The organism is Limnobacter sp. 130 (assembly GCF_902506325.1).
In the GTDB taxonomy this organism is placed as follows: domain Bacteria; phylum Pseudomonadota; class Gammaproteobacteria; order Burkholderiales; family Burkholderiaceae_B; genus Limnobacter.
Genome location: NZ_LR732328.1, coordinates 1369519 through 1389565 on the forward strand (window position 1 = coordinate 1369519; position 20047 = coordinate 1389565).

Below are 20047 nucleotides of genomic sequence, written 5' to 3' on the forward strand. Positions count from 1 at the left end.
TCCGTGCATAAAAAAAGCCCCGATTCAAAAGAACCGGGGCTTTTTTGTAACGGGAAACAGTGATTACAGCTCGCCGTAGGAGTGCAAACCAGACAGGAACATATTCACACCCAGGAAAGCAAAGCCTGTCACCAGCAAGCCCACCAAAGCCCAATACGAGGCAACCACACCACGCAAGCCCTTCACCAAACGCATGTGCAACCAGGCTGCATAGTTCAACCACACCACCAGCGCCCAGGTTTCCTTGGGGTCCCACTGCCAGTACGCACCCCAGGCTTCAGCCGCCCACAGCGCGCCCAAAATGGTTGCCACGGTAAAGAATGCAAAGCCCACAGCAATGGACTTGTACATCACATCATCCAGCACTTCCAGTGAAGGCAGGGCATCCGCAATTCGCCGGCGGGCCAACAAAATAGCCCCCACCACCGCACAACCAATACCCAAGTACAAGGCCCAGTAAATTGAAATACCCTCAGTGCGAAATACCATGGGCTCCAGGAACATCAACACACCCAGAATACCGGTGGGAATCAGCGCCTTGATGCTCGGGGCATGCGCATACACTTTCAACAGGTAAGCAAACGCAACCATGGCTGCGATCGAGAAGGTGCCATAACCGATGAAATTGGCTGGCACATGAATCTTCATCCACCAGCTTTGCAGTGCCGGCACCAAAGGCTGAATCGCGTAGGCCTGACGCTCAACACCGTACCAGGCCAAAAAGCCCACGGCTGCAACCACCACCAGCATCACAAAAGCACCCAACTGGCGTGTTTTGTAAACTTGCTCGTAGAACAGGTAATACATCGCTGTAATCAAGGAAAACAGCACAAAAACTTCGTACAGGTTTGACACCGGAATATGACCGACATCTGGTCCAATCAAGTAGCTTTCATACCAGCGAATAAACATGCCGGCAAAGCCCATTACCACGGCTCCCCAAGTCAGGGCAGTGCCTACGAAACTGGCTGTTGGCGAACGGCCCACCAGGCCTATCCAATAGGCCACGGTAGCCACCACAAACATCACGCCCATCCACAAGATTGCAGACTGGCTAGACAGCAGGTATTTCAGGAAAAACTTTTGTTCGGCCGCTGCCAAATCACCGCCATAGCTTGAAATCGCCAACAGGCTTAAACACGCAACGGTCAAAATCAACCACTTGAGCGAACCCCAACGGTACGCCATGTAAGCAACCACCGGCACACAACTCCACAATATGCTGATTTCATAGACATCCATGAAACTGTGGTACTGCTGCGAGGCATAACCCGCTGCGGCCATCAACAAGGCTGCAAACGCAAAATCGCTCCAATGAAATGATTTCGAAAACCAACCTGCTTTCTTGGTGGGCAAGCTTGGCTTCCCACCTGCAGGCGTTTGGTTAATCCAGGTCGAACTCATACTGCATCTCCTGCCGGGGCTGTTTTAGGCGCAGCCCTGCTGTTCAATTCATTTACAAACTGCTCGTACTCTTTCTCAAAATCCATGGTCTTTCGAGTTGTGGACATGCCCATCATGACTCTTGAGCCCATCTCATCCTGGGTCACCCAGAAAAATGCCCGGCGCTCTCGAATGTAGAACATCGAAAATACCCCGATGCACAAAAACAAACAACCCAAATAAACAATCCATTGCCCCGGCGCCTTGGCCAACTGAAACACGCTGGCTTTCACCTCATCAAACTGATCCAGCTGAAACATCACTGGCGCGCCATACAGCGACAAGTCGGACAGGGCGATTTGCGCATCTTGTACAAAACGACCATGCACTTCATCGGGCACTGCGGGTGGCAAGCTGGCTGTTGTACGGGAAAGCTGATAAACCTCCCACATTGCACCCTGCAACAGGCGAATAATTACATCACTGGCCTTTTCCCGCTCACCTTCGGGCACCGTGCTTTCAATAAACTGGGCAATGGCAGGCAAACCCGACAACGCATTGTTCAAGCCAGCAAACCGCTCCAAGGCACGTTGAGCACTATCGGTCACACTGGCCACCAGTGGGGCGGAGTCGGGTCGATCACCAAATGCCTGTTGTGCAAACCGCTGTGCAGCCGTTCTTCGAATCTCATCGCTCTGAAGCGCAGCACGGAAACGCATAAACCCTTCTAACTGACCGTTGTCGTCTACCGGAATCCGAAGGTATTTGAACCCATCTGCGGGGGTTTCACGTACCCCTGCCAAGTAGTAACGGCCACCATCCAGATTAATCGGCAACATGTAGTTGTGAAACTCGCGCGCTTGCCCAGCCTGATCACGCAACTTGTAGGTAATGCTGGGGCCAATGTTCGTAAACTTGGTTTTGGCGTCTTCTTTCACGCCAGGACCCAACACACTGGCCAGGTTCGTCTCGAATGGTGACAATGCATCGGCATTGCCCAGTGCCAAATCATCCACGCTCACTTGGTCGGCGTTGTCGACAGGCAAAGCCTCTACGTTAATGGATTTGAACGCAGTGAACTCCACTTTCAAATCCCGGCTCGGCTCGCCCTGCAGCTGGCTCAAGTCTCGGCCTCCGCCTACCACTCCGTCCAGATCAAAGCGGTAATCACGCTCGCCAGTCAGCGGAATGCCTTTCAATTGAACCTTGGTGCCGCCGTCGTCAAAACTCGACTGGTAAACCGTTACGCCTTTGTAAATCAACGGTTTATTCACTTCAATGGTGGCTTCGAAACGTTCTTGGGTGTCAGGATCAAAAACCTCCACATCGCTGGCAAACAACTTGGGCATGCCTGTGCTGTAAAAATCGATTCGAAACTCTTTCAAGGTTAATTCGAAGGGCAGGTCTTGCACCAACAAACCATCATCGGTGTTCAGCACGGCAACCCGGCTGGTTTCACCCTCTGGCAGCAGCAAGTTGGCCCGATAACTGGGGTTCGATTCCGCCAAGCGCGCCTTGTCCGGAATACCCGATGCAATCTCCGACCCTGTCACCGGGGTTTTCCCCGTTGCCCATACAGCCACCTGCAAAGGAACACCGCTGTCGAGCAAACCACCAATACAAATCACAATGATTGACAAATGGGCCGCAATGTAACCAAACCGGTTCGCGCTGCCTGCTTTGGCGGCAACCATGGTGCCGTTATCGCGCACAGACTGCTTCACTTTGAAGCCCTTGTGTTCCAGCCACTCCGTGATAATGCCCGGCAGGGTATCCGGCTTTTCGTGAAAACGGCCTTCCCAACGATGTGCAAATGCTTTCAGGCTGTTTTCGCGAATATTCTCACGATAAACCCGCATTTCCTTGATCATTTTTGGCGTGTTGCGGTACACGCACAAGGAAGTGGACGTCACCAAAAACGCCATCACGGCGATGAACCAAGGCGCATTGTAAATGCGGAACAAACCCATGGGCTCGAAAAACGAGGCCCAGAAAGGTCCAAACTGGTTAACGTAATTCACCCAGGGATCAGCCTGCCCCACCACCGTACCAATCGCTGAAGCGATACATATCAGGGTCAGCAGGCTGATGGCAAAGCGCATGGAACCAAACAGCTCCATCACACTGACCCAAAACGACTGCTTACCCATTTTTGGTGGGTTCAAATTGTTTGCAATGTCCCCTGAACTACTCACACGATTCCCCGTTATTGACTCTCTGCACTTCTTTGACTCTTGCCCATGTCGAAAAAAAAGGGGCTACCTTTAGCCCCTTTTTTGACCGACGATTGCATCAAATGTTCAACGCAAACCTGCAATATAGTCAGACACGGCTTTCATTTCTTTATCTGACATTTTGGTTGCAATTGCACTCATTTGCTCGCTGTTGTTGCGTACACCATCACGGAAAGCCACCAACTGGCTCTCGGTGTATTGCGCATGCTGGCCGCCCAAGCGAGGATACTGCGCAGGAATACCAGCACCGTTGGGGCTGTGACATCCCGCACAAGCAGGAATCTTTTTCTCGGCAATTCCGCCACGGTAAATCTGTTCACCCAAGGCCAAGGTGTCTTTGTTCTTTGCTGAACCCAGAGTCTGCTTTTGCGCCTCCAGGTACGCGGACACGTTTTTCATGTCGTCATCGGACAAGCCTGCAGCAAAACCAGCCATGATCGCGTTTTCGCGCAAGGGCTTCTCGCCATCCTTGCCAGATTTAAAGTTCACAAGTTGCTTGTACAGGTACTCCGCATGCTGACCGGCAATTTTGGGATAGATCGGCGCGGAAGCGTTGCCGTCAGCACCGTGGCAGGCCACGCACTGTTGCATGATTTCCTTGCCTTTGGCCAAGTCGGGCTTGAACACTTTTACAGGGCCGGCAGCCTGGGTCACAGACATTGAAAACATCAAAGCGGCAAACAGAGAACTCAGTTTAAGCGTCGTCAGCTTGTTCAGCATGGTCAAACCCATCAAAAAGTGCATCAAAAAATAGTGCGGTGATCTCAAAAACTTCGCTCGGCGCAAGTCAACAAAAGCATTGCCCCAACAAACAAAGGCGCGCAACCACAGCAAAGTTTTCACAAACCCTAGATTATAACCACTCAAGCGGCTGTCTTGCATCTAAAATGTGCGCATGACAATCAATTTCCACAACACGCATTTCGAGATCTCCGCATCTCGCATGGTCGAATGCCCGGGCGCCAGCGTCCCCGAGATCGTATTTGCAGGGCGTTCCAACGCCGGCAAGTCCACGGCCATCAATACTCTGTGCAAGCAACGTCAACTGGCCTATGCCAGTAAAATGCCCGGCCGCACGCAGCTTCTCAACTTTTTCCATGTTATCGAGCAGGCGGAACCCATCGCCAGGCTGGTTGACCTACCGGGCTATGGCTTTGCCCAACTGGCACAAACAAGTCAAAGCGTGTGGGACAAAGAACTGGGTAGCTACCTGGCTGACCGGCCAAGTTTGGTGGGCACGGTACTGATCGTAGACTGCCGTCGCGGTCTGCTTGAGCTTGACTATGCGCTAATCAAATGGGTAGGACATCGCCAGTTACCGGTGCACATCCTGCTGTCCAAAGCTGACAAATTCAACCGCCAAGAACAAGTGCTTGCCTTGCGCGCAACCCAAAAGGCACTTGACCCTTATCGGGTCAATGGCCACGAAATCACTGTTCAACTTTGGTCCGCACTGAAAAAAATCGGTATGGTTGAACTGGAAACGCAACTATCGAACTGGGTCCGCCCACCCGAAGCAAAACCCGAAACAGAAACACCCACGCCATGACCCAACACCTTTATCACCGCCCTCGTCGCCTGCGCAGAACCGATGCACTGCGTCGTCTGGTCTCTGAACATACGCTAAGCGCAGCTGATTTTATTTATCCCGTGTTCGTGATACCCGGAAACAACAAACGCGAAGTCGTGGCCTCCATGCCCGGCGTAGAACGCCTTTCGCTCGACCTGTTGTTTGCCAAAGCCGAACAATGCCTGGAATTGGGTGTTCCAGTCATGGCCCTGTTTCCGGTGATTGAAACCGAGAAAAAAACCGCCGACGGCTTTGAAGCCACCAACCCCGAAGGTTTGGTGCCACATGCCGTGCGTGAACTGAAAAAGCGGTTTCCTGAACTGATGTTGCTCACGGATGTTGCACTCGACCCTTTCACCAGTCACGGCCAGGATGGCCTGATTGACGACAACGGCTATGTGCTGAACGACGAAACTGTCGAAGTACTCCAGATGCAAGCCTTGGTGCAAGCGCAAGCTGGTGTCGACATCGTCGCTCCCAGTGACATGATGGACGGTCGCATTGGCGCAATTCGTGAAACGCTTGAAGCGAACCGGTGCATACACACCAGCATCATGGCCTACTCAGCAAAATATGCGTCTGCTTTTTACGGCCCCTTCCGCGATGCAGTGGGCTCCAGCAGCAACCTGGGCAAAGGCAACAAAAAGGTGTATCAAATGAACCCGGCCAACAGCAACGAAGCACTGTTGGAAGTGGGAATGGATCTGGACGAAGGTGCCGACATGGTCATGGTCAAACCCGGCATGCCCTACCTCGACATTCTGTGGCGCGTGAAAGAAAAATTCGCACGCCCAACCTTTGCCTATCAAGTCAGTGGCGAGTACGCCATGATCAAAGCAGCCGCGCAAAATGGCTGGCTCGATGAAAAGGCGGTCATGCTCGAATCTTTGCTCGCCTTCAAGCGCGCTGGCGCCGATGGCATACTCACCTACTTCGCACTCGACGCCGCACAGCTGCTTAAAAAAGGGTAAAGCACATGGGAATCTGGACGCATCTGACTCAAGACACAATCAAAAAGTTAAGTGATGCGCCCAGCAGGCTGCCCGAATCCGGATTTCTGTGGCTCGACACGCAACTTGACGAGGAACTTGCCTGGCTGCCGTCAGTAGAACCCTTGCTCGGCTTCAAACTAGACGAACTGCACCTCGAAGACCTGGGCAACATTTTTCACCCCAGCCATTTCGACATCGGAGACGGCTACAACATCCTGATTATTCGATCCCTGTCCAGCAAACCCCTGTTTGACGAACACAATCGGCTCAGCATCAAAACCCGTCCGGTGTTTTTCGTGATCACCCCAAAACTATTGATCACGTACCGTCCAAAAGACAGCCGTACTTTCGCGATGGCTCGCCAGTTTGTGGACAGCACACCCAAGAAAACGCTCGATGAAATAGAGATTTTCCTGAAGTTCAAACGCGCCCCAGCCAGCACAGATGAGTTGATGATCCAATTGGTGAGCAACCTTGTCGACCGTTTTATGGAAACACGAATTGAAATTTCAGAACAACTGGATCGCTGGCAACGGGATTTGTTGAACCCGCGTAAGCGTTTTCAGGACTGGAATGCCCTGCTGGCTGCACGCAACGAAATGAACCGACTAGAGTCTGTGGCACAAGACCAGCGTGATGCACTCACAGACTGGCAGGATGAACAGGAACGGGAGGGACCGATGGCCGCCTCTTTGCAAGTAAACGCCCGGGATACACTTGAACACCTTGAACGAGTGGTCAGCCTTACGCGGCGGCTGGGCTCCAACACAGAGACAGCGGTGCAGTTGCACTTTTCAGCCACCGCTCACAAAACCAATGAAATTGTCACCGTGCTGACCATGTTGACGGCCTTGTTCATGCCACTTACTTTGATCAGCGGCATTTTTGGCATGAACTTCGATGAGACTCCCCTTCTGAAAAACCCAAATGGATTCTGGATCAGCGTAGGACTCATGGCATTGTCCAGCGTCATATCCATCGCACTGATTTTATGGATCAAAGGACGAAATCACCTCGGAAAGCCCTGAAACCCCAGTCGGAATTACAAACCCAGGTTGGGTCGGATCTGACTCAAGGTTTCGTCAAATCGCTTCGCATTCTGAAAGCCAATCACTTGGTGAATTGACTCCGTCTTTCCGGCCGGAAAAAACAAAATTGCGGGCGGTCCAAACAGACTGTATCGCTTCAACAAAGTCTGATCACCTGCAGTGTTGTCTGTCACATCCACCTGAACCAAACGAATACCTTTCAACTTTTCTTTCACCGTCGCGTCAGTCAAGGTGAACAACTCAAACTCTTTACAACTCACACACCAGTCTGCGTAAAAATCGAGCATGACCGGTTGCGGACTCGTGGATATCAAGGTCACAACGTCTTCACTGGCCACCTTTTCAAAGGCGGGTTTGCCAGCGATTGAATTACTCACTGCGCTCTCGGCAGCCCCTCTTGGCTGCCCATTCAAGCCTGCCAGGGGCTGAAGCAAGCTTCCAGACCCGGAAAACAGTCCCATCAGATAAATCAAAGCCAAAAGCGTGAACAACAAGCCGAACGTCTTGCTGATTACTTTGCCTCGTGAACCCATGGTCGCCATACTACTTGCACCATGAAACAAGGCCGCGGCGGTCATGCAAGCCAGCAAAGCCCACATGGCCATCACCAACCACACCGGCGTCACCGGCGTAATCGTCCACACCGCAACTGCCAGCAACACAAAACCGAAAGCCGCCGACACCCAACTCATCCAGGCACCCGCTTTGGGCAAGGCAGCACCTGCACCAGCGGCAAACAACACCAATGGCAAACCCATACCCAAGGCCAGCAGAAACAAAGCCGCACCACCCAATACCGCATCACCGGTTTGACCGATATACAACAATGCCCCAGCCAATGGCGGTGCTACACACGGGCCCAACAACAATGCCGACAACACACCCATGACCAAAACCGGAATGAATTGCCCGCCCTTCAGGCGACCGGTTTTCTCTTGTAACCACCCCTGAAAACTGGCGGGCAGTTGCAATGAATAACCCATCAACAAGGCAACACCCAGCAAAGCCAACACGCCACCAAATGCCCAAAGCACAGGCGGCTGTTGCATGGCCATCACCAGGCTTTGCCCAGTCAGACCAGCCAGCACGCCCAACAAGGCATAGGTCAGTGCCATACCCAGCACATACACCAACGCCAAGGCCATCGGCCTGGCCTTGCCCTCGCTGTTACCACCCGCCTGTTGTCCAACCACCAGGCTGCTCACTATCGGCAACATCGGCAAGGTGCAGGGTGTAAATGCCAACAACAAACCCAAACCAAAAAATACCGGGAGCACAACCAGCCACGACTGTGCCGCCAGCCTGCTCGCCAAGTCACCCGCCTCATCCGCCGGCAAACCGACTCTCGACTGACTGCTGTTGCCGGCCGGCGAATCAGGTTTCTGGCCAAAAAACGCACCAACACCACCACCCAAGACCCCACCCAGCAACCCTCGCTCCTGAAAAACCACGGGGGTAGTCATGGGCGGGTAGCACAAGCCAGCGTCAGCACAACCCTGCGAAATCATTACAGCCTTGGCCATATCCACAGGGTTATCGCCCAATCCGTATCGAATCTGAAACGCCATCTCACCGCGAAGCGCCTCAATTTCCTGATTCAGAAACTCATCAAACTTGCGATCACCACGTGGCAACTCCACAAATTCAAATACAGGCAAATTCATCGGGTTTTCAAGCGCAAATCGCTCCCGATACAAGTAGTACTCCGGTGCCACTTTGGCACGAACATCAAGCAGGCAGTTTTCCACACACGCAGGATCGTGCACAGTCAGTGTGAATTGAAAAGCCTCCTCAGGAGGCAAGAAATCATTGGCTCGGGCTTGGCTAAGCCCTATCCACACAACAGCGCACAGCAAAAACGCCATTGATATGAAACGCATTGCTCGCTCACTCATGCCCTACTCCCGCTCCACTGGCAGCAATCCAGTCCAGGTAAGCTGAATGTCCATCAGCAATCGGAAACATGATCAATTCCGGCACTTCATAGCTGTGCAAACGCGGCAAAGCCATCTTCAATTCTTCACACTGTGATTCAGAACACTTCATCATCAAAATCCATTCCGTGGTCTGTTCGACCTTGCCTTGCCAGGAGTACACGGATTCCACCGGCCCCACAATATTCACGCAAACTACCAACTGTTTTTCCACCAAACTACGCGCCATTAAAGACGCACGCTCTTTTGAGTCCGTCGTCGTGTAAGCCACCCAACAGCGTTTCGCTTGATTTTTCATGCGCCTTTCCGCTTAAACCGGCGTTCAGTCAAAAACATGGCCAACCCAACACCCAACATGGCATAGACAGTCATTTGGGCCAAAAGTGCCGGCAACAAACTGAAATCGCGAGCGTAAATACCCCTCAGGGCATCCACCACGACAGACAAAGGCATGAAGTCCGCCACCACCCTTAACCATTCGGGCAACTGCGCCCTGGGAAAGAATGCACCCGATAAAAAAGTCATGGGCGTGACCACCAGGGTGAAATAGAACATGAAGAAGTCATAACTGGGTGCCCTTGCATTAATACAAAGCCCAAATCCCGCGAACATCAAGCAGGCCAGGATCAGCACCAGCCAGGACAACACCCAAAACTGCAGATCGCCAATACCCAATAGCGCCACAATCAAAAGCATCGCACCAGTACTAATCAAGCCTTTGCTGGCGGCCCAGGTACACTCGCCCAAAACCACCTCACGCAGACGCACTGGCGTGTTCATAATGACTTGCCAGGTTTTCTGGGTGTGCATACGGGAAAAGGCAGAATACAAAGCCTCGAATGTGGGTGCATTCATGGCGCTGATACAAACAGCCCCCACAGCCAAATAATTAAGATACGGCATACCGCCGACGTCGGGCAGCATTGAGCCCAAACCCAAACCAAAGGCCATCAATGCCATCACCGGGTCGACCACATTGCCCAGCAACGATGGAAGCGCAAGCTTTCGCCAAACCATAAAGTTTCGACGCCACACATGAAAAACCGCATGAAAATTAATCATCACGCAAGGCCCTGCCAGTCAAACTAAAGAACACGTCTTCCAGATTTCCCGGACGATAAATATAATCCACATCGGCCTGTGGGGAATGCTTGAGTGCCTCCAGCATCTCGTCTGCCTTTTCATTTCTAAAATAAAAAGTTTCACCACGTTGTTCAATCGGCGCATCGTGAGACCCCATAATCTGGGAAACACAACGCGCAGCGCCCGTGCCCCACAACTCCAGTACAGCGTGCCCTACTACATTGCGAATCAAGGTGAGTGGTTTGTCACAGGCAACAATATTGCCGTGGTCCAGCACCGCCACCCGATCGGCAAGACGCTGTGCCTCATCCATATAATGGGTCGTCAAAAACATTGCCATGCCCTGACGCTTTAAATCGACCAAACGATCCCAAATGACATGCTTGGCCTGCGGATCCAGTCCGGTGGTCGGTTCATCCAGAAACAGAACCTTGGGCTGATTAATCAGGGCACGAGCCAGCATTAAACGCCTGCGCATTCCACCCGACAAGGTCGCCACTGAATCATTTCTGCGATTAACCAGCTGCGCAAAACTCAACAAAGCTTCGGCACGCTCCCTTAATCTGCTTCCGTGCAAACCGAAGTAACGGCCAAAAACCAACAGGTTCTCAAACACTGTGAAGTCAGGGTCCAGCGCATCGTACTGCGGCACGACACCCACTTCCTGCCGAGCGATATGCCCTTTCTGTGGCAGCCCCTGGCCCAGCAAACTGACAGTACCAACATCGGCCTCAGCCAAGCCCAATGCCAAGGCGATCGTAGTCGACTTTCCAGCGCCGTTAGGGCCCAACAAGGCAACGCACTCACCAGCACTCAGCGAAAAATCCAACCCGTTCAGTACTGTGCGTCCACCATAGGTTTTCCGCACGCCGCTTAAATTCAATACAGTAGAACCAGTCACTTACCGACATCCTTAACAACTGTAACAATCGCGCTGTTCCAGCATGGAAAACAAAAAAGCCGCGCCAGCATAAGCTAACACGGCTTTCTTGCAACTGATTGTAGCGTAAGCATATTCAACAGAACTTGACGGAGCAACACAGTTGCCCCATCAAGCCGTATTGAATAATCAGGCCTGCTCTTCAGCGATTTCTACGATTTCCGCTGTTTCTGGACGATCCACCAGCTCAACAAGAGCCATTGGTGCATTGTCGCCCTTGCGGAAACCAAACTTCAGAACGCGCATGTAACCACCTGGACGAGCTGCGTAACGAGGACCAATCTCGTCGAACAGCTTCACAACCATTTCACGGTCACGCAAACGGCTGAATGCCAGACGCTTGTTGGCCAGTGTAGGCGACTTACCCATCGTGATAATAGGTTCTGCAATTTTGCGCAGTTCTTTGGCCTTTGGCAGCGTTGTTTTGATCACTTCGTGACGCAACAAAGCGTTGGTCATGTTTCTAAACATTGCAAGGCGGTGGCTGCTGGTGCGATTTAGTTTACGCAATCCATGACGGTGACGCATTTTAAATATCCTTCAATCTAACAAACGCTAAGCTCAGGGCTTATCGAGACCGGCTGGTGGCCAGTTTTCCAATTTCATACCGAGTGTCAAACCGCGTGCGGCCAACACCTCCTTGATTTCGTTCAACGATTTGCGACCCAGGTTAGGAGTCTTCAACAACTCGTTTTCCGTGCGCTGAATCAGATCGCCGATGTAATAAATGTTTTCTGCTTTCAAGCAGTTAGCTGAACGTACTGTCAGTTCCAGATCATCGACTGGGCGCAACAGAATTGGATCAACCTGTGGTGCACGCTGAGAAACCTCAGGCTCAGCCGTATTTTCCAGCGCAGCAAACACAGACAACTGCTCCACCAAAATGCGGGCTGCCAGACGAATGGATTCTTCAGGCGACAACACACCATTGGTTTCAATGGACATAACCAAACGGTCAAGATCAGTACGCTGTTCTACACGCGCGCTTTCCACTGCGTATGAAACACGTTTAACCGGGCTGAATGAAGCATCCAACACGATGCGACCAATTGCCTTGCTTGGCTCATCAGGAAAACGACGAACTGAACCTGGCACGTAACCGCGACCCTTTTCCACTTTGATTTGCATGTCCAGCTTGCCGCCTTGCGACAAATGAGCAATCACGTGATCCGGATTGATGATTTCAACATCATGGGGCAGCTCAATATCGCCCGCTGTCACAACGCCCTCAACTTCGCGCTTCAAAGTCACGGTCACAACGTCGCGTGACTCAAGCTTGAACACGATACCCTTCAGGTTCAACAACAGGTCAACTACATCTTCCTGCACACCATCCAGGGTCGAGTATTCGTGAACCACACCAGCAATTGACACCTCAGTGGGTGCATAACCGATCATGGATGACAGCAATACGCGACGCAGAGCGTTGCCTAGAGTGTGGCCATAACCACGCTCAAACGGCTCCATTACAACTTTTGCACTATTGGGGGCGACTGTTTCGACCTCAACAATACGTGGCTTCAGCAAGCTAGCATTAAACATTCAAAATCCTTTTCAATACCCTCGGCTCGTTACACCGATAAGGCTGGGGATCCCTGGGATCAGTTAAAAAATTAACGTGAGTACAATTCGACGATCAAGCTTTCATTGATCTCTTGGGAGAGATCTGCGCGATCGGGAATACTCTTGAAAGAGCCTTCCATTTTCTTGGCATCCACATTAACCCACAGCGGGAAACCCATCTGTTCGGCCAAAGTAACAGACTCAACAATGCGCGCCTGTGTCTTCGACTTTTCGCGAATGGAAACCACATCATTCAACTTCACAGCATATGAAGGAATGTTTACGGCCTTGCCATTCACCAAAATTGCCTTGTGACTTACCAGCTGACGTGCTTCGGCGCGAGTGGAGCCAAAACCCATGCGATAAACCACGTTATCCAAACGAGATTCCAGCAACTGCAGCAATGTTTCGCCAGTGTTGCCTTTGCGACGTGAAGCCTCTGCGAAATAACGACGGAACTGCTTTTCCAGCACACCGTACATACGTTTCACTTTTTGCTTTTCACGCAATTGTTGACCGTAATCAGAGGTACGAGCACCCGAGGTGCGACCATGCTGACCTGGCTTTGAATCAAGTTTGCACTTGGAATCGAGACTACGACGTGCGCTTTTCAGACTTAAGTCTGTGCCTTCACGACGAGACAACTTACATTTTGGACCTGTATATCTAGCCACTTGAAACCTCTTTCATTACGCGATGTAAATCGCTTCAGTTCGTCAAACGATCTGACGAACAATGGTCTTAAAAAATTAGATGCGACGACGCTTGGGAGGACGACATCCGTTGTGCGGGATCGGAGTGATGTCAGAAATACTGGTCACTTTGATACCCAATGCATTCAAAGCACGTACGCTAGACTCACGGCCTGGGCCTGGTCCTTTGATAAGCACTTCAACTGTCTTGATACCGCATTCCTGTGCAGCCTTGCCAGCAACTTCAGCAGCCACCTGGGCAGCAAAGGGAGTGGACTTGCGTGAGCCCTTAAAACCCTGAGCACCGGATGTAGACCAAGCCAGCGCATTGCCCTGACGATCCGTGATGGTGATGATGGTGTTGTTGAATGAGGCGTGTACGTGCGCAATACCGTCAGAAATATTCTTTTTGACTTTCTTGCGTACGCGGTTATTCGCTGTTCCTTTGGCCATTTGGCTAACCTTCCTATGATTACCTGATTATTTCTTCAGTGCGATACCAGCACGCTTCGGACCCTTGCGAGTACGCGAGTTCGTGCGGGTACGCTGACCACGTACAGGCAGACCCTTGCGGTGACGGAAACCACGATAGCAACCCAAATCCATCAAACGCTTGATGTTCATGGTTACTTCACGGCGCAGATCACCTTCTGTAAGGTACTTGCCCACTTCGTCACGCAGCTTTTCCAAATCCGCGTCGTCGAGGTCTTTAACCTTCTTGGACTCTGGAATTGAGGTCACTGCACAAATTTTCTTGGCGGTGGAACGACCAATGCCGAAAATAGCAGTCAGACCGATAACGGTATGCTGGTGGCTTGGAATGTTAATGCCGGCAATACGAGCCATTTAAATCCCCTTTTATTAACCTTGACGCTGCTTGTGGCGCGGCTCAGAACAAATCACGCGAACAACGCCTTTGCGCTTGATCACTTTGCATTTTCTACAAATCTTTTTTACAGATGCCTGAACTTTCATGGCGAAACTCCAAAAAGAACCAATTCATTTGGCTCGAAAAACAATTCGTGCTCTGGACAAGTCGTACGGTGTTAACTCAACCGTCACCTTGTCACCAGGAAGAATGCGAATATAGTTCATGCGCATCTTGCCCGATATGTGACCAAGCACCACGTGACCATTTTCCAATTTCACTCGAAAAGTGGCGTTAGGGAGGTTTTCTACTACCTCTCCCTGCATTTGGATAACGTCGTCTTTAGACAATCACTACCTCGTTAATCCAGAGCCCTTGAAGCTTGATTTCTTCAAGAGGCTGTCGTATTGCTGGGACATCACGTAGGCCTGAACCTGAGCCATGAAATCCATCGCAACCACTACAATAATCAATAGAGATGTACCGCCAAAATAGAACGGAACACTCAATCCCAAAACCAGGAACTCAGGCAGCAAACACACCAAAGTGATATAGGCCGCGCCAATCAAGGTCAAACGTGTCAACACCTTGTCGATGTATCGTGACGTCTGTTCCCCAGGACGAATTCCCGGCAAAAATGCACCGCTTTTCTTCAAGTTGTCCGCAGTTTCCCTGCTGTTAAACACCAATGCCGTGTAAAAAAAGCAGAAGAAAATGATCGCAGCCGCGTACAACAGCATGTACAGAGGATGGCCTGGAGACAATGTCTGAGACACTTCTTTAAGGATACCAACCACAGCACCGTCACCTGAACCAAACCAGCTAGTCAACGTTGCAGGCAACAAGATAATGCTTGACGCAAAAATCGGAGGAATAACACCAGCCATATTCAACTTCAATGGCAGATGTGAAGTTTGCCCCTGATAGATCTTGTTACCGACCTGTCGTTTTGCGTAGTTGACTGTGATTTTTCGCTGACCACGTTCTACGAACACAACCAGGTAGGTCACGGCAACTGCCAGCACAACAATCATCAAGGCAATCAAGGAGTTCATCGCACCAGTTCTAACCAGCTCGAACAAACCGCCAATTGCACCAGGCAAGCCCGCCGCAATACCCGCAAAGATCAAGATTGAAATTCCGTTACCCAATCCGCGTTCGGTGATCTGCTCACCCAACCACATCAAAAACATGGTGCCAGTGACCAAAGAAACAGCAGTTGTAAAGCGAAATGCCATTCCTGGATCAATTACCAACCCAGCCTGAGACTCCAAGGCCACCGAAATACCGATCGCCTGGAAAGTGGCAAGGAAAAAGGTGCCGTAGCGTGTGTATTGGGTAATCTTGCGACGACCCGCTTCACCTTCCTTTTTCAAAGCCTCTAGCTGAGGTACAACCACGCTGGCAAGCTGCATGACAATCGAAGCCGAAATGTACGGCATGATACCCAGAGCGAAAACTGTGAAACGCGAAAGCGCACCACCTGAGAACATGTTGAACATGCCCAAGATTCCGCCTTGCTGGCTATCAAACAACTGCTTTAGTTGAGTAGGATCAATCCCAGGTACTGGAATGTGTGCGCCAATACGATACACAATCAGAGCCAACAACAAAAATACCAAGCGCTTGCGCAGATCAGCAAATTTGTTGGATGACGCCAATGTAGATGGATTAAAGGCCACGCGATGCTCTCTTAAGCGTTAATGGTGCCGCCAGCTGCCGCGATGGCCTCTGCTGCGCCTTTCGTTGCCTTAATGCCGTTGAGTACAACAGCACGCTTGATCTCTCCAGCCAGAATCACCTTCACAGCCAAAGTCTGGGCTGGCACAAGACCAGCCTGCTTCAACGTCAGGATATCCACGGTATCAACAGCCAATGTATCCAAGTCTGTCAAACGAATTTGAGCATTGAACGCTGCAGTACGTGAAGAGAAACCACGCTTGGGCAAGCGACGGTGCATCGGCATCTGACCGCCTTCAAAACCGACCTTGTGAAAACCACCACTGCGTGACTTCTGACCTTTGTGACCACGGCCAGCAGTTTTACCCCAGCCAGAGCCAATACCACGGCCCACACGCTTGCGGTTGAACTTACTGCCTGGTGCAGGTGCAAGTGTATTCAGTTCCATTATGCAGCCTCAACTTTCAACAGGTAGGACACCTTGTTAATCATTCCACGCACTTCGGGTGTATCAACCAGCACTCGGCTATGGTTTATACGACGCAGACCCAAACCACGCACGGTTGCGCGATGAGTTTCTTTGGTCCCGATAATGCTCTTAACCAACGTAACTTTTACAGATCCGCTCATGATTAAGCCTCAAATAACTTTTCAACTGACAAACCGCGCTTGGCGGCAATCTCAGCTGGGGTTTGCAACTTGCCCAAAGCATCCAGGGTTGCACGTACCAGGTTGTACGGGTTCGATGAACCGTGGCTTTTCGCCACAATATTACGAACGCCCACAACTTCAAGAACGGCACGCATTGGGCCACCCGCGATAATACCGGTACCTTCTTGCGCTGGAGCCAGGAACACCTTGGAGGCGCCATGCTGACCGTACACAATGTGGTGGATGGAACCATCACGTAGTGATACTTTTTCCATTTGGCGGCGAGCCTGTTCCATAGCCTTCTGAACAGCTACAGGAACCTCACGAGACTTGCCTTTACCCATACCCACGCTACCATCACCATCGCCCACTACGGTCAATGCTGCGAAGCCGAGGATACGACCACCCTTAACAACCTTGGTCACGCGGTTTACCGCGATCATTTTTTCTTTCAGGCCGTCATCACGCGCTTCAGGCGCGGCATTTTTACCTTGCATTCTTGCCATGATCACTCCTTAGAATTTCAAGCCAGCTTCACGCGCAGCGTCAGCCAGTTCTTTAACGCGACCATGGTAGGCAAAGCCTGAACGGTCAAAAGCAACTTCGCTGACACCTGCGGCTAAAGCGCGCTTGGCGATAGCAGCCCCAACCAATGCAGCAGCGGCCTTGTTGGAACCGGACTTGCCGCCCAATTCAGCGCGCAGATCTTTGTCATTGGTAGACGCAGCTGCCAACACTTTGCCACCATCTGCAGAGTGAACCGCTGCATAAATGTGGGAGTTGGTACGGAACACACACAAACGGGTCGCACGAGCAAGTGCGATACGACGTCTGGTTTGTTTTGCACGACGGGCACGTGCTTCTTGTTTAGTTTCCATGATTTACCTCTTGGCGCCTTATTTCTTCTTGGTCTCTTTGATAACCACACGCTCATCCGAATAACGTACACCCTTGCCCTTGTAAGGCTCTGGTGGACGATATGCGCGGATTTCAGCGGCAGTTTGACCAATCACTTGTTTGTCGGCACCCTTCAAGATGATCTCTGTAGGCGTTGGCGTTTCAGCCTTCACGCCGGCGGGCAGCTTGTGAACAACCGGGTGAGAGAAACCGAGCGCCAGGTTGATTGAATCACCCTGAACTGCAGCTTTGTAACCCACGCCAACCAGTTGCAATTTGCGTTCAAAACCTTTGCTAACACCGTTGACCATATTCGCCAACAATGCGCGGGCAGTACCCGCCTGTGCATTCGCGTCAGTTGTATCCACAACTGGCTTCACAGACAGCACACCATTTTCAAACACTGGCATCACCAGAGAATTGACATTCAGCTTCAACTCGGCACTACCGCCTTTCACTGATACAACCTGTCCATTCACAGTAACCTGCACACTTGAAGGTACAGAAATGGGAGCTTTTGCTACTCTTGACATTTCACTACCCCTTTTAAGCCACGTAGCAGATAACTTCGCCGCCGATACCAGTGGTACGGGCTTTGCGATCAGTCATCACGCCTTTGGAAGTTGAAACGATTGCCACGCCCAAGCCATTCATCACCTGAGGAATGTCGTCTTTACCTTTGTAAATACGCAAACCTGGCTTTGAAACGCGCTCGATTTTTTCAATCACAGGGCGACCAGCATAATATTTCAACTCGATTTTCAATACAGGCTTTGCCGACTCACCTACAATTGAGAAACTCTCAATGTAACCTTCATCTTTAAGAACCTGCGCAATAGCTACCTTCACTTTTGAGGAAGGCATCTCAACCGAAACCTTGTCAACACCCTGAGCATTGCGAATGCGGGTCAACATGTCGGCGATTGGATCACTCATACTCATAATTAGAACCCCTTACCAACTTGCCTTAGTGATTCCAGGAATCTCACCACGCATGGCAATTTCACGGATCTTGTTACGGGCCAAACCGAACAAACGGAATGTGCCGCGGGGACGACCAGTCAATTCGCAGCGGTTACGCTGACGAGTTGGGTTCGCGTTTCTTGGCAGCGCCTGCAACTTAAGACGTGCCTCATAGCGGTCTGCTTCACTGACCGACTGATCTTTTACAATCTTGTTCAAAGCCTCACGCTTGGCCGAATACTTCTTGACCAGGGCTGCGCGCTTTTTCTCACGATTAATCAAAGCTAGTTTTGCCACGTCACACCTCAGTTACGGAACGGGAACTTGAAAGCGGTCAACAAAGCCTTGGCTTCGTCGTTGGTACGCGCTGTCGTAGTTACGCTGATGTTGAGACCCCGAAGTGCGTCGATTTTGTCGTACTCAATCTCAGGGAAAATAATTTGCTCTTTGATACCGATGTTGTAGTTACCGCGCCCATCAAACGACTTGCCGGACACACCACGGAAATCGCGCACACGAGGGAACGCGATCGTTACCAAACGATCCAGGAATTCATACATGCGGTCGCCACGCAAAGTCACCATACAACCAACTGGATAACCCTCACGAATCTTGAAACCCGCAATCGCCTTCTTGGCTTTTGTAACCACTGGCTTCTGGCCAGCGATTTTTGTCAGATCACCAACGGCGTGCTCAATGATTTTCTTGTCATTGACCGCCTCACCAACGCCCATGTTCAGCGTGATTTTGGTGATGCGAGGCACTTCCATTACCGACTTGTAACCAAACTGCTTGGTCAACTGACCAACCACTTCGCTTCTATAAAACTCTTGAAAACGTGACACGACGGCCCCCTTAGTTTGCCAACTGAGCGCCGGTTTTCACCAGTACTCGCACGGACTTGCCATCCATCTGCTTGATGGCTACACGAGATGGCTTACCTGTCTCTTTGTCAAACAAGCTGACATTGGACTGGTGAATGGGCATTGTCTTGTCAACAACACCACCAACATCTCCCTTCATAGGATTTGGCTTTTGATGCTTCTTAACGATATTGACACCCTCTACCAAGAGGTACTCGTCATTCACACGGGAAAGCACAACGCCTTTCTTTCCCTTGAACTTGCCGTTAAGAACCAGCACTTCATCGCCTTTGCGAATTTTGTTCATATTTACCTCACAGAACTTCTGGTGCCAACGACACGATTTTCATGAACTTTTCATTACGAAGTTCGCGTGTCACTGGGCCAAAAATACGGGTACCGATGGGTTCAAGTTTTGCATTCAACAAAACCGCTGCGTTGCCGTCGAACTTAATCAACGCACCATCCGGGCGACGAACACCCTTGGCCGTGCGTACGACCACAGCGTTGTAAATCTCGCCTTTCTTGACGCGACCGCGTGGGGCCGCATCTTTAATGGACACCTTGATGATGTCACCAATGCCCGCATAGCGGCGCTTGGAACCACCAAGGACCTTGATGCACATTACAGAACGCGCACCCGTGTTGTCGGCCACATCTAGCCGTGATTGCATTTGTATCATGG

The 20047-nt window shown here is 51.2% G+C and carries 28 protein-coding genes; 3 read left to right on the plus strand and 25 right to left on the minus strand.

The genetic code is table 11. The annotated features are described in order from the left end of the window. Positions 1–63: 63 nt before the first annotated feature. From ccsB to FRIGORI9N_RS06500, 3 genes are all read right to left on the minus strand, one after another. A complete protein-coding gene (gene ccsB / locus FRIGORI9N_RS06490) occupies positions 64–1404 on the minus strand; it encodes a c-type cytochrome biogenesis protein CcsB (protein WP_159569013.1) in 1341 nt (446 codons plus the stop codon). Then, entirely contained in the window at positions 1401–3578 is a 2178-nt protein-coding gene (locus FRIGORI9N_RS06495) for a cytochrome c biogenesis protein ResB (RefSeq protein WP_236550813.1), read from the minus strand. Before FRIGORI9N_RS06495 ends, ccsB begins: the two co-directional genes overlap by 4 nt. 105 nt (positions 3579–3683) lie before the next feature. Next, positions 3684–4361 (minus strand): cytochrome c, encoded by a 678-nt coding sequence (locus tag FRIGORI9N_RS06500; protein WP_236550814.1) that lies wholly within the window; start codon positions 4359–4361, stop codon positions 3684–3686. Positions 4362–4512: 151 nt separating this feature from the next. On the opposite strand from FRIGORI9N_RS06500, the gene yihA reads away from it, so the two are divergent. Genes yihA through FRIGORI9N_RS06515 form a run of 3 tightly spaced genes read left to right on the plus strand, consistent with a single transcriptional unit; the run spans position 4513 to position 7207 of the window. After that, on the plus strand, positions 4513–5166 hold the full coding sequence (gene yihA / locus FRIGORI9N_RS06505) for a ribosome biogenesis GTP-binding protein YihA/YsxC (RefSeq protein WP_159569014.1): 654 nt from the start codon (positions 4513–4515) through the stop codon (positions 5164–5166). Beyond that, positions 5163–6158 (plus strand): porphobilinogen synthase, encoded by a 996-nt coding sequence (hemB, locus tag FRIGORI9N_RS06510; protein WP_159569015.1) that lies wholly within the window; start codon positions 5163–5165, stop codon positions 6156–6158. Before yihA ends, hemB begins: the two co-directional genes overlap by 4 nt. Before the next feature lie 5 nt (positions 6159–6163). Next, complete coding sequence (locus FRIGORI9N_RS06515; RefSeq protein ID WP_159569016.1) at positions 6164–7207, plus strand: magnesium transporter CorA family protein; 1044 nt, start codon at positions 6164–6166, stop codon at positions 7205–7207. 14 nt (positions 7208–7221) lie between these two features. Here FRIGORI9N_RS06515 and dsbD read toward each other — a convergent pair whose 3' ends face one another. From dsbD to rplN, 22 genes are all read right to left on the minus strand, one after another. Further along, positions 7222–9123, minus strand: a complete 1902-nt coding sequence (gene dsbD / locus FRIGORI9N_RS06520) for a protein-disulfide reductase DsbD (RefSeq protein WP_159569017.1) — start codon at positions 9121–9123, stop codon at positions 7222–7224. Beyond that, a complete protein-coding gene (gene cutA / locus FRIGORI9N_RS06525; RefSeq protein WP_159569018.1) occupies positions 9116–9460 on the minus strand; it encodes a divalent-cation tolerance protein CutA in 345 nt (114 codons plus the stop codon). The genes dsbD and cutA overlap by 8 nt, the downstream gene beginning before the upstream one ends. Then, positions 9457–10224 carry an ABC transporter permease gene (locus tag FRIGORI9N_RS06530; protein WP_159569019.1) on the minus strand — a complete coding sequence of 256 codons (768 nt, stop codon included), beginning with the start codon at positions 10222–10224 and terminating at the stop codon, positions 9457–9459. Before FRIGORI9N_RS06530 ends, cutA begins: the two co-directional genes overlap by 4 nt. Next, positions 10217–11146 (minus strand): ATP-binding cassette domain-containing protein, encoded by a 930-nt coding sequence (locus tag FRIGORI9N_RS06535; RefSeq protein WP_159569020.1) that lies wholly within the window; start codon positions 11144–11146, stop codon positions 10217–10219. The genes FRIGORI9N_RS06530 and FRIGORI9N_RS06535 overlap by 8 nt, the downstream gene beginning before the upstream one ends. Positions 11147–11314: 168 nt before the next feature. Further along, on the minus strand, positions 11315–11713 hold the full coding sequence (rplQ, locus tag FRIGORI9N_RS06540; RefSeq protein ID WP_008249425.1) for a 50S ribosomal protein L17: 399 nt from the start codon (positions 11711–11713) through the stop codon (positions 11315–11317). Positions 11714–11746: 33 nt separating this feature from the next. After that, positions 11747–12727: a DNA-directed RNA polymerase subunit alpha gene (gene rpoA / locus FRIGORI9N_RS06545; RefSeq protein WP_008249422.1), complete on the minus strand. Its 981-nt coding sequence runs from the start codon at positions 12725–12727 to the stop codon at positions 11747–11749. A 71-nt stretch (positions 12728–12798) separates the two neighbouring features. Beyond that, positions 12799–13422, minus strand: coding sequence for a 30S ribosomal protein S4 (rpsD, locus tag FRIGORI9N_RS06550; RefSeq protein ID WP_159569021.1), 624 nt, complete (start codon positions 13420–13422; stop codon positions 12799–12801). Between the two features lie 75 nt (positions 13423–13497). Then, positions 13498–13893 carry a 30S ribosomal protein S11 gene (rpsK, locus tag FRIGORI9N_RS06555; protein ID WP_159569022.1) on the minus strand — a complete coding sequence of 132 codons (396 nt, stop codon included), beginning with the start codon at positions 13891–13893 and terminating at the stop codon, positions 13498–13500. Between the two features lie 27 nt (positions 13894–13920). Then, positions 13921–14286, minus strand: a complete 366-nt coding sequence (rpsM, locus tag FRIGORI9N_RS06560) for a 30S ribosomal protein S13 (protein WP_008249417.1) — start codon at positions 14284–14286, stop codon at positions 13921–13923. A gap of 15 nt (positions 14287–14301) precedes the next feature. Continuing rightward, positions 14302–14415 carry a 50S ribosomal protein L36 gene (gene rpmJ / locus FRIGORI9N_RS06565; protein WP_008249416.1) on the minus strand — a complete coding sequence of 38 codons (114 nt, stop codon included), beginning with the start codon at positions 14413–14415 and terminating at the stop codon, positions 14302–14304. A 24-nt stretch (positions 14416–14439) separates the two neighbouring features. Further along, positions 14440–14658: a translation initiation factor IF-1 gene (gene infA / locus FRIGORI9N_RS06570; RefSeq protein ID WP_008249415.1), complete on the minus strand. Its 219-nt coding sequence runs from the start codon at positions 14656–14658 to the stop codon at positions 14440–14442. A 3-nt stretch (positions 14659–14661) separates the two neighbouring features. Then, positions 14662–15990: a preprotein translocase subunit SecY gene (gene secY / locus FRIGORI9N_RS06575; protein WP_159569023.1), complete on the minus strand. Its 1329-nt coding sequence runs from the start codon at positions 15988–15990 to the stop codon at positions 14662–14664. Between the two features lie 11 nt (positions 15991–16001). Continuing rightward, a complete protein-coding gene (gene rplO / locus FRIGORI9N_RS06580; protein ID WP_159569024.1) occupies positions 16002–16436 on the minus strand; it encodes a 50S ribosomal protein L15 in 435 nt (144 codons plus the stop codon). Further along, complete coding sequence (gene rpmD / locus FRIGORI9N_RS06585; RefSeq protein WP_130557594.1) at positions 16436–16618, minus strand: 50S ribosomal protein L30; 183 nt, start codon at positions 16616–16618, stop codon at positions 16436–16438. Before rpmD ends, rplO begins: the two co-directional genes overlap by 1 nt. Positions 16619–16620: 2 nt before the next feature. Next, positions 16621–17145 (minus strand): 30S ribosomal protein S5, encoded by a 525-nt coding sequence (gene rpsE, locus FRIGORI9N_RS06590; protein ID WP_008249411.1) that lies wholly within the window; start codon positions 17143–17145, stop codon positions 16621–16623. A gap of 9 nt (positions 17146–17154) precedes the next feature. Continuing rightward, positions 17155–17517, minus strand: coding sequence for a 50S ribosomal protein L18 (gene rplR / locus FRIGORI9N_RS06595; RefSeq protein ID WP_159569025.1), 363 nt, complete (start codon positions 17515–17517; stop codon positions 17155–17157). 18 nt (positions 17518–17535) lie between these two features. Then, positions 17536–18069 (minus strand): 50S ribosomal protein L6, encoded by a 534-nt coding sequence (rplF, locus tag FRIGORI9N_RS06600; protein WP_159569026.1) that lies wholly within the window; start codon positions 18067–18069, stop codon positions 17536–17538. 13 nt (positions 18070–18082) lie between these two features. Further along, positions 18083–18478, minus strand: a complete 396-nt coding sequence (gene rpsH, locus FRIGORI9N_RS06605; RefSeq protein WP_138516976.1) for a 30S ribosomal protein S8 — start codon at positions 18476–18478, stop codon at positions 18083–18085. A 12-nt stretch (positions 18479–18490) separates the two neighbouring features. Continuing rightward, on the minus strand, positions 18491–18796 hold the full coding sequence (gene rpsN / locus FRIGORI9N_RS06610; protein WP_105028071.1) for a 30S ribosomal protein S14: 306 nt from the start codon (positions 18794–18796) through the stop codon (positions 18491–18493). An 8-nt stretch (positions 18797–18804) separates the two neighbouring features. Further along, positions 18805–19344 carry a 50S ribosomal protein L5 gene (rplE, locus tag FRIGORI9N_RS06615; RefSeq protein WP_159569027.1) on the minus strand — a complete coding sequence of 180 codons (540 nt, stop codon included), beginning with the start codon at positions 19342–19344 and terminating at the stop codon, positions 18805–18807. Between the two features lie 10 nt (positions 19345–19354). Continuing rightward, positions 19355–19669 carry a 50S ribosomal protein L24 gene (rplX, locus tag FRIGORI9N_RS06620; RefSeq protein ID WP_159569028.1) on the minus strand — a complete coding sequence of 105 codons (315 nt, stop codon included), beginning with the start codon at positions 19667–19669 and terminating at the stop codon, positions 19355–19357. Positions 19670–19676: 7 nt separating this feature from the next. Beyond that, positions 19677–20045: a 50S ribosomal protein L14 gene (rplN, locus tag FRIGORI9N_RS06625; protein ID WP_159569029.1), complete on the minus strand. Its 369-nt coding sequence runs from the start codon at positions 20043–20045 to the stop codon at positions 19677–19679. Between the last annotated feature and the right edge of the window lie 2 nt (positions 20046–20047).